The organism is Patescibacteria group bacterium (assembly GCA_038063375.1).
Classification (GTDB): Bacteria; Patescibacteriota; Minisyncoccia; order Phycocordibacterales; family JANLHH01; genus JANLHH01.
On record JBBTVG010000010.1, the window covers coordinates 1 to 9,764 of the forward strand.

General features: G+C 52.0%; 7 protein-coding genes. All 7 read right to left on the reverse strand.

All coding sequences use genetic code 11. From position 1 onward, the window contains the following. On the reverse strand, positions 1–224 hold a 224-nt coding region (locus AAB523_01375), incomplete at its 3' end, for a hypothetical protein (GenBank protein MEK7555921.1). A 105-nt stretch (positions 225–329) separates the two neighbouring features. After that, on the reverse strand, positions 330–860 hold the full coding sequence (locus AAB523_01380; GenBank protein ID MEK7555922.1) for an NYN domain-containing protein: 531 nt from the start codon (positions 858–860) through the stop codon (positions 330–332). Positions 861–886: 26 nt separating this feature from the next. Continuing rightward, positions 887–5,818, reverse strand: coding sequence for a hypothetical protein (locus AAB523_01385; protein MEK7555923.1), 4,932 nt, complete (start codon positions 5,816–5,818; stop codon positions 887–889). Positions 5,819–5,899: 81 nt separating this feature from the next. After that, complete coding sequence (locus AAB523_01390) at positions 5,900–7,537, reverse strand: hypothetical protein (GenBank protein MEK7555924.1); 1,638 nt, start codon at positions 7,535–7,537, stop codon at positions 5,900–5,902. A gap of 56 nt (positions 7,538–7,593) precedes the next feature. Beyond that, positions 7,594–8,268 carry a hypothetical protein gene (locus AAB523_01395; GenBank protein MEK7555925.1) on the reverse strand — a complete coding sequence of 225 codons (675 nt, stop codon included), beginning with the start codon at positions 8,266–8,268 and terminating at the stop codon, positions 7,594–7,596. A gap of 243 nt (positions 8,269–8,511) precedes the next feature. Then, positions 8,512–9,504: a hypothetical protein gene (locus AAB523_01400; protein ID MEK7555926.1), complete on the reverse strand. Its 993-nt coding sequence runs from the start codon at positions 9,502–9,504 to the stop codon at positions 8,512–8,514. Beyond that, positions 9,501–9,764, reverse strand: a 264-nt coding sequence (locus tag AAB523_01405) for a hypothetical protein (protein ID MEK7555927.1), incomplete at its 5' end; no start/stop codon positions are given. The genes AAB523_01405 and AAB523_01400, both read right to left, overlap by 4 nt.

A 9,764-nucleotide genomic window follows, 5' to 3' on the forward strand; every position in this document is an offset into this window, starting at 1 on the left:
TTCCCCTGCCCGCTCCGGTCGCGCACCTCCGCGGTACTAGAAGACGTGTCTATATCCTTTCCGTCCATACTCCAGTGGCCGACAAAGCCCTGCTCAAGGGAGGTGTTGGAGGTAAGGGTCAGATCAATGAGTGTTCCGCCCCACACGCGAAAAACCACATAGCCAAAAACAGCAATAAAGACGATGCCGATGAGGATGAGTTTTCCTAAGTGTTTGGAGGTCATAGGTAAGGGTTTAAATATTTAAAGGTTTGATTTTGCTATCCGCAACATACTTGACCATACTTTCGCGTTTTGCTATACTATCTGCAAATCACGACGAAAAGCGCCCTATAAGGTTCCGTCCTTATGGGGTTCTTTTCTTTTTATTTTTCCAACATACTCAAGTTTTTTTTGCAAATCGGATACAAAAGCAAGATATTCGGACGGGAATCGTTTGAGTAAAGCCGAGTATTGCTGTTTGTTTGGGATAAGAAGTTTTTTCAATTTGTCCTGTTTCACAAGATATTTTACGAGACAATGAAAGTCCCCATCTCCTGTTACGATTACTGCCTTGTCGCAGTGCGGGTACTCAATCATTGCTTGTAATACTAGTTCTGCGTCACAATTTCCTTTCATTTTACCGTTTTTATATTCAAGTACCGGCTTAAAAACCACAAGGTATCCGTATTTTTGTAGAGCGGTGTATAAATCTTGGTTATCTTCCACATACCCAATGAACAAAAACGCTTTTGAGACGCCGTATTTTTCTTTCAGGTACACTCTAAAACGCGCAAAATCAAGCTTCCATCCCAATTCTTGAATGCTTAGGTTTAAGTTCTGGCTGTCTATGAACGCGTAATTGTTTTTGTCTTTTTTCATCGAATAAAGTTTAAATATTTAAAGGTTTAAAGCTGTTCAGGGGTAGTGGTTGCAATCGCAGTAACGGTTTCTTCGGCTGGCGGCTCTTCCACAGGTGGCGGTGTTGGTTCGGCAATCGGTTCAGGGGTCGGTTCTTGGGTTGGTTCCGGAATCGGCACCTCTGCCGTACTCGGGGTCGTAGCTGCTCCCGTAATGCCGCTTTCAAATGTACATCCGCCCGGCACACTTTTCACCTCCCCTCCCTGTACGAACATACACACGAGTGCGGCTGTCTGGAAGTCATAGAGCTCTACGCCGCGCGGATTTTCCGCGGATCCCACGCGCAACGTGTCCGTCTCCACGCGCTTCGTGATGAGCGTCCCCTCCGCGCTGATGCTCCACGTTCCCGACTCGGAAATGATACTGCGCGCGTTCGCGATGTCTTTCCCGCCGAGATCAAAAATACCTTTTTCCCCAAATGAAAATTCCATGTCGTCGCCGGCAATCGCCCCGGAAAGCCCCTGCGAAGCAAGGTCTATGAAGACGAGGATCGTACCTCGGCCAGCTTCGTCTTGGGGAGAATCCGCGGTAAACGGTTCAAGGGCGATGCCGACAGTTCCGCCAAAACCGGAGGACTTCATTCCCGCTCCGGCTCTCTTTGCAGAAGGCGCGATGCGGTCGCCCACCGCAATAGGGCCTCCTTCCATGGTCACCTTCAGAGGTACGCGTCCGGCGAGTGCGAGCGGTACGCGCACTTCGTTTTTGTACTTCTCGCTATTGAATCCTCCGAGTAAAAGACCCGGTTGTGTGGACACCACGCCAAATGCTTGCGGCGTTCTTTGCGACGTCGCAGGAGAAGCGGTTTCTTCCGTAGTGGTGGCACTGTTTTCACCTTTCCCTTTTTTGCTTTTTGAAACAACTGCCGCCGGGTTTTTATCATACTTGCGCACAAACACCGGATTGTCTTGATCAAGCATCACGATCTCTCCCGCTTCAAGCGTCGTATCTTTCGTCGGATACTCTTCCGCGACGTCAAGCCCGGAGACGGTCGCGTTGTTGGCGTAAATCGTGCCACGCGTACGCGCCGCGTCGTCGCAGTTGTCGCCGCCGTTGTCCAGACAGATAATGCCATCGCCCACGATGAGCGAATTCCACGGGATGTTGGTGGAATAGAGCGTGGTGGAGGTACCGATATTGACGCCGGTGTTTTGAATGCCGCCCGCGCCGTTGGATTCGCCGTAGACCGTGAGCAGTTTATTGCTGTCTATTTGCGCCGAGTAGCTCATGTCAGTACCTGCCGACGACGAGGCGGTCACGGAAATATCTATCCAGGAGACGACGCCGGCGTTTGGTTCAAAATTGACCGGTCCTAAATTAAGGTTTTCAATGGAGGTCTTATTCGCGCCGTAGTCGTATTGGAGCGCGCCGGAATTAACATCCAAGCCGCCGGCGAATGTGGAAGTCGCGGTGGTGGAGGTTGCGGTGAAATTTGCCGCAACCACTTCGCCCACGACGGAGAGTTTCGCGTAGGGCGAGGTAGTGCCGATACCGACATTGCCCGCTCGCTCAAAGGTGACAAGATCATTGCCGGTGGCGTGATCTCGTATATTGAGCTCGTTGTTGCTACCGTTATAGTTTAGAACCACGCCGCCATCACCATTCCCGCCAGTATCGCCCTCGATAAACTTGATCCCTGCTACATCTCCTGTTGCAAGCGACGATCCAAGCCGTATGGTCGTTGTCCCGTCTCCAACAATGTGAAGTCTACTGGTAGGACTCGTCGTCCCAATCCCCACATTCCCCTGCGAGGTGATGTGGAAGACAGTCGTGGTGCCGGTCGGCGTGGACGAGCTCACGGAAAAGAGCGGAGTGGTGGGAGCGGCAGAGCTTCCCGCGATGGAGAGTTTTGCCCATGGCGACGTTGTACCGATGCCAACATTGCCGCCGTTTGGGTTGATAACCAGAGCTCCTCCACCAGTATTTTCTATAATCGTAGATGCTCCACTGCTACTAACCGGTCGTACTATAAAATTACTGCCCGTGTGTTCAAGTTTGAGACTAGCATTCGTCCCGCCACCGCTATCTATGACGAGCTTTGCTAGAGAAGACGGACTTGTTACGCCAATGCCGACGCTGCCTTGAATTATCATCCCGTTAGTTGGAGCCGCCACGTTATAATCAGCACCGACGCTTACTCCACCACTAACTGCTAATTTTGACAGTGGTGTCGTCGTTCCGATGCCGATGAGGCCGGCACTGGTAATTCTAAGTTTCTCCGACTCGGATCCATCGCTCGTGAAAAAGAGGAGATCGGAAGCAAGAGAAGATGTAAGTTGTGCTCTTATTCTTGCTTGCGCAATGATTGAACCACTGAAAAATACTTCTGTATAATTACCGGCAGCGTTAGTCGCAGAATTACGTAATTGTATTGAACCTCCAACAGTGCCCGCGCCCGATCTTTCAACATGCAAAGCGCTTCCCGGCGTCGTGGTGCCGATCCCCACATTCCCCTGCGAGGTGATGTGGAACACGGTCGTCGTGCCGGTCGGCGTGGACGAACTCACGGAAAAGAGCGGGGTGGTGGGAGCGGCGGAAGAACCCGCAATGGAGAGTTTCGCCCACGGTGTCGTCGTGCCGATGCCGACGTTGCCGGAGTTCATTATCTTAAATAACTGTTTAGTCCAAGTTGAATCAGCGAAGATGAAGTTGCCACCGCCATCAGGCCTGAAAACAAAGTCGCCCGATGCCGCCCCTGTGACAAATGAGTCTGCTTGATTGGCAACTCCGAATGTGCCTTTTCTGGCACCCCCCCACCATAAATCAAACCCGGGAGCATATATACCGGTGGCCTCAATCCGCATCCCGGCATCCTGTGCTGAACTCAAATGTAAGGCGACACTCGGACTCGTCGTCCCGATCCCCACATTCCCCTGCGAGGTGATGTGGAAGACGGTCGTGGTGCCGGTCGGCGTGGACGAGCTCACGGAAAAGAGTGGTGTGGTGGGAGCGGTAGCGCTGCCGGCAATGGAGAGTTTCGCCCATGGGGACGTGGTGCCGATGCCGACGTTGCCTCCCTCTGGCATGATCGACAGGTCGTCTCCATATCGTGCCAATAAACTTCGGATGACCCCGCCCGACCTACTAATCAATTGAGTGGAAGGACCTAGCCAGTAATTAGAATGAAAAAGTCTGGTATATTGCGAAGTGTCTCCGGAAGGCAACAATTTGATTTCGGGTGTGGTGTCTTGAACGACTAATTTAACATTCGGGCTCGTCGTTCCGATGCCGATGTTACCCAAGAAATATCCTGTGCCATCTTCTTGGAATGTTGCGAGTGTTGTTGAAGCGCTGTTGGTTAGTTCAAAAAGTCTGTTCGTGCCTGTGCCAGATCCCCAGACGGAGAGTTTTGAGTATGGGGAGGTGGTGCCGATTCCCACAAGACCATTCCTGACAATAAATTGAGTTGATGTCGCAACCCCCGTAGAAGAGGAGGCAATAACAAATGAAGGTGTTGTGATTGAAAGATCGTGCGTTCCTACTGATAGTTTCGCCCATGGCGTCGTCGTGCCAATGCCGACGTTGCCGCTTGTCGCGAGGAAGAGAGAGGAAGTTGCGGTGAGTGTCGTGCCGTTTGCGGCATAGTATGGAAATTGTCCCGTCGTGCCCGAGCCGACTGTGCCGGACCCGCTTCCGGCACCGACACAGGTGCCGTTTATAGCAAAACATCCCGTCCGTATATCAAGTCCTGAACCAAACGTTGAGGTGGCTGTTGCCGAAATATTTATCGTGTTAGCGCCGGTGTTGCCGAGAGAAAGAAGCGTTCCGGGCGTCGTCGTGCCGATGCCGACGTTGCCGCCGCCCAGTACCGTGAACAATATATTTGAAACATCCTGCACATCAAACAGTCGCTCGGTAGCGCCAAGGGCTTGGGTCACGGTGCCGTTTCGTTTGATCCCCACGATACGAACAGCTGCAACACTCGGATTAGTGTTTGCGTATCCGCGAATATCAACGCCGTACGTACTGTCGCTAGCGCTGAAACCACGCATCATGAGACCGCCATTGAGAGTATTGGAATTGCCAATCTCGCCAAATACATCTGTGGGAACAATACCAGTCATGCCATGGGTAACATCCGAATCACTCAACCGAATACTTGCCACATCACCGTTGCGAATTTCCAAAAGTCCTGCCGGTGAGGCGGTTCCTATCCCAACTTTGTTTGTTGAGTAATCGTACACCAACCCGCTCGTTTCAACGGCAAATCCACCCGCAAATGTTGAGGTTGCCGTGGTTGAAGTGGCGGTGAAATTTGCCGCGACCACTTCGCCCACCACCGAGAGTTTGGCGTACGGCGTCGTCGTGCCGATGCCGACGTTGCCGGCGTCAATGACGGTGAATACTTCGTTGCCGCCATCAAGAAGGTTCAAGATATCTCCCGCGCCGGACTGGTTGATGGTGAGGAGGGTTGAGGCGGAAGTTGCCGCAATCGTGTCGGCTTCGTCGGAGCGCACGAATTGCAAGGAGTCTACGCCGTCTAATTTGCCGGCCTCAAACGCGGCGGGAACGCTGCCTAATTTTTTGCGCGGGGAAAGCGTCTCCATGGTGGTTGACGCGGTGCCGCCGACCAATACTTCAAGATACAACGTCTGGTTGAAGTTAACGCTTGTTAAAGGAGTGGAGCTTCCCAACAACACGCTGAAAAGGCCGCTTGTCACCGTGATCCTGTTGCCAGTGAGGAAGCTTCTGTCATCTTCCCAGATATTCGTGCCGCCCGAGGCAGCGGTGTAGAGGCGGAATTTCATGTGGTAGATGCCGTCTGAAACCGCGACATTGCTTGCGTTGGTCAGCTTGCCTTGGTAGTTCACTTCGGGATTGAATTGCGCGGACAATGGAAGCACGTTAAACGCTCCGCTTAACGCCACGATGGTGGCGGCGGTACCGATGCGTATGAATATGTTTTTATACTGTGTTTTCATTGTCTGTGCATTCTTCGTCACTATTGATTTAGGTCAGACCTAAATTTTGACCCTATTGATTGTCTTGATTGAAGTCTGACTTCAATTTCGGATTTTTTGGGGTATAGCTTCTTGGGGTAATCTTCTCGGCCGCCTGTCGCGCCCCCTTGCGAATAGCTTTCTTATAGCAATAAGAAGCGCGAGCACGATAAGGGCGAGGAGGGCGATGGAAAATGAATTGAGGAGATACTTTCTCCTATCTGCCACGGTATTGCCCGTGTACGGGTCAAAGGGAACTCGCGCCACAAGACTTCCGGATAATTTTTTTACGCTCTGATTTTTGAAGTCCAAGATAGCGATGCCAAAGTGGTACGTTCCGCTTCTTTGGAGCGGCGCGATTACCGCTTCGTACGCGCTCTTGTCGCTATTGACTCGGAGCAAGAAAGCAAACACCTTTTCCGGATCTGCGGGGTCTTGCAGGGTAATACCGATAGTTTTCAGCACCTCGGGCACCTTGCGGTAATCAAGCGAAATAATGAGGTTCTTTGTTCCGTCAAGTACCGCTGTTTCGTTGGAAAAGACAAGCTTCTTTCCGTCCTGAATGAAGTCAAAATCCAAAATGGTGAGCTTCTCAAATTCGGGGTAACTGTCGGGCGAAGGGGGGAAACCGTCAAAAGGCAATTCGGGTGGAAGTGACACGCCTCCCTCCGCTGTTATCCGCGCGCTCACGACCGCGCCTGAAGAATAATTGCCATCTGTGTCTCTCGCGAATGCCGTATAGTAGTATGTTTGTCCGGCGACCACATCGCTGTCCTCTGCGCGCTCTCCCCTTTCTTCGTACACCACTTCGCCGTCTTGAGGGTCTCTCGGGTAAAAACGATTGGAGCGAACAATTCTCACAAAGTCAAAATCAGGATCGGCAGGATTGTTCCAGTCAAGAAATATGGCGCCGTCTTGCGGGCGCGCGGTAAAATTTGAAACGTTTGCCGGCGGAGCAGTGTCGGGCAAAGAAAGCGTCTTCCATTCCATTCTTGTAACGCCCGTCTTGAGACCGGTCGCATCCCTTGCTTCAAGTTCAAAAAAGTACGTGGTGCCGGGAGAAAGATTCTCTATGTTCGTTTTATGGTTGTACTTTAGGGATGTTCCGGAAAGCGTTCCCATCTCGTATTCCGACGAGAGGCCCCACGCGAGTCTTGAAATGGCGGGCTTCGTCGTGTCCCAGGTGATGGTGGTGGAGTAGAGCGCGGGGACGACTTTCAGGTTCACGATAGCAAGTTGGGTAAAGAGGCTTGGTGGTCCATTACCACCTGGTGATGATGGCGGAGTGACTATTGAGGTCTCCGTTGTCGCGCTTGCAGTGGCAGATTGCAATGACTCATTATATGAGGTGTCAACGGCGGAAACCGTGTACGCGTACGTTGTTCCCTCAGAAAGTCCCGTATCTCCATAGGTTGTCCCGGTTGAAGTGGCGATATGCACTGTGTCGCGATAGATCTTATACGCCAGTACGGCGACGTCGTCCGTTGAAGCGGTCCACGACAGATTGATTTGCGAAGTTGACACTGCTGTCGCGGAGAGTGAGGACGGGACGGATGGCGGTGTCGTATCAGTGGTACCAGTCACACTAAGTGTAGTGGTAAATGTATCTTGTGCGGCATAGAGAAGCGCTCCTGAGAACAAGAAGAACCCTGTCAATAAAACTATTGCGACTGTTTTATGTGCTGTGGAAATTTTTTGCATGTCTTCTGTTTGTTCTCTTCCCACGAAGGCCTTGCCTTCGTTTTTTCTTCGTTTTTTTAGAGGGCGACTGTGGTTAGTGTGGTTGTCGCAATGTACGTGCCCGCGGGTTGCGTGCGCGCTGACCCAACCTCCACCCGAAACTTGATCGTCGTTTGTGTTCCGGACGGATGATTCGCGCTCGTCCTGCTCGCGATAACGTCACTTACAGTAGCGAGATTATTCCAACATTTGTCCGCGGTGTCGCCGGAACCGGTATTACAGCTTGCGCCGTTGTCTTTGTACTTTTGCGCAATGTCTGTTCCCTCCGGGGTAAATGCAAATTCGGAAGCGGTGGAGAGGATCGCGAAAGTGAAGTCGGGGTCCGCTCCTGCCGGCGTGTAATCGGCGATGGTGTTCGCGCCCGATACGAGCGCGGGCGAAGAACTTGCCTTGATGGAGAGCTGGTATCCGGCGACAGAGTCGGTTGTTACTGTAGTTTGCGCGGAGCCGTTTGAAGTACCGCCACTGACACCTCCGATCGCGGGGGTCATCCCGACATCGCTTGCTGCTGTCATGGAGAGGAACGTTTCATTCATTTGCTGATAGCCGGCTTTCAGGGAATATGACGTACTTGCCAACTCTCCGGTTCCCACTTCTCCGACCGTATCTTCCATGGAATAGCTGGTGGAAGAAGCAAACACTCCTCCCGTGTTGATGCTGTCAAATTGTATTTTGTAATTATTGCTCTGCATGGCCTGGGAAAAAACCAAGACCGGCAACATGAGACCGCTCACAGCAAATAGGGCCACGAACCCCAAAGGTGCGACATTGTTTTCTTGGGTGCGAAGCAACTTAGAAAACAAGAAGTGCCCGTGTGGTGCTCTCCTTTTTCTTACAACTCTGATATGTCGTTGTGATGTCATGCGCGAGAACATTTATTCTCAAGAGTGTACTAATTGCCAAAAATACTGTCTGCAAGGAAGGTTTGATACTCTTTACTTTCTTCGGAATTCAAATCGCGAACCGATAAAGCGGATGATGAGGAGGAGAAGGAGGAGTCCGACAAATACCGAAAGCACAAGCTTTATCGGCACAACCCAAAACGTCACCGATGCCTCGTCAATGATGTCGCCGTATCCTCGGTTGATCTTTGCTTCCGCGGTGTAGCGGCCGAGCAGGAAATCGCGATCCCAGGATACTTCGCGTAATCGGAGCGAATCGGGCATCGCAAACCATGGTTCAACCTTAAGACCTCCTACTGTCTCGCCGAGCATGTTCTTGATCGTAATTTCTCCGTAAGGGTTGAGGTACACGCTTCCGTTGTTCTCATACAGAAGATGGAATGGAACAGGACCATCCAGGAAGAACTTTTTGTCGCTCGCGACGGTGAAGCTTTGAAGCTCTCCGTCTTCCGCCACAACGCCCGGGATGCGCACAAAGAAGAGCGCGCCGATACGCGAAACGATCGTGGCGCCTCCCGTAGTTGCGCCCACTGTCTCCCCTTCGGCCGGCTTTGAGGTAGTAGTAACGAGCACGCTCCCGTAGCGGCCGCCCGGTTCGCTATCCACCGGGATTGATATCGTTACCGGTATGGTCGCGCGCTGTCCGTGTTTCAGCACGAAGCTTTTCTCCGCAAAAGAAAGGTAATCTTTCAAGGAGTAAGGGCCTCGCTCATCACCGAGCAAAACCACCGGCTCCTCCGCGTTTCGCGAGCCCGTGAAGTCTTCCACGCTCAAGTTGAAGACTCGTTCATCGCCCATGCGATTGGTAACGATAATGTTGAGCGTCTTTTGTGTTCCGGGCTCCACAACAACCTCCGCTTTTGCGGGGCCAATGACGAAATCTCCGATGATGGACTTGTCATCCAATTCCTGTATTTCGTATGCCTGTGCCGGAAAAGCAAGAGAGGTAAACGAGGCAAGTAGGGCGAAACCAAATGCCAATGCCCCGGCACGTTTCATTAAATTGTTTTGAATTATGTTGTTCATGTAGCGGTTGCGGTCAACGTGGTTGTTGCCGTGTAGGTGGCTTGAGGAATTGCGGGTGCCGGATTGGCTGTGATCTGTACCCGGAAGAAAATGGTCGTCGTGGCGCCTGATGCCGAGGTAGCCGTGGTTCGGTTAATCGTTGAGGTTGCCGTTGTTGAGAGAGCGTACCAGCATGATGTTAACGTGCCTGTGTCGGCTGAACCGGTATTGCACGTGGTAGTATTGTCCAGAAACTTCTGCGCAAGGTCCGAAGTGGTGCT

Bases quoted from the DNA above. Each gene is read 5' to 3' on its own strand.
- AAB523_01380 (MEK7555922.1), bottom strand. From the start codon at position 860: ATGAAAAAAGACAAAAACAATTACGCGTTCATAGACAGCCAGAACTTA.
- AAB523_01385 (MEK7555923.1), bottom strand. From the start codon at position 5,818: ATGAAAACACAGTATAAAAACATATTCATACGCATCGGTACCGCCGCC.
- AAB523_01390 (MEK7555924.1), bottom strand. From the start codon at position 7,537: ATGCAAAAAATTTCCACAGCACATAAAACAGTCGCAATAGTTTTATTG.
- AAB523_01395 (MEK7555925.1), bottom strand. From the start codon at position 8,268: ATGCAGAGCAATAATTACAAAATACAATTTGACAGCATCAACACGGGA.
- AAB523_01400 (MEK7555926.1), bottom strand. From the start codon at position 9,504: ATGAACAACATAATTCAAAACAATTTAATGAAACGTGCCGGGGCATTG.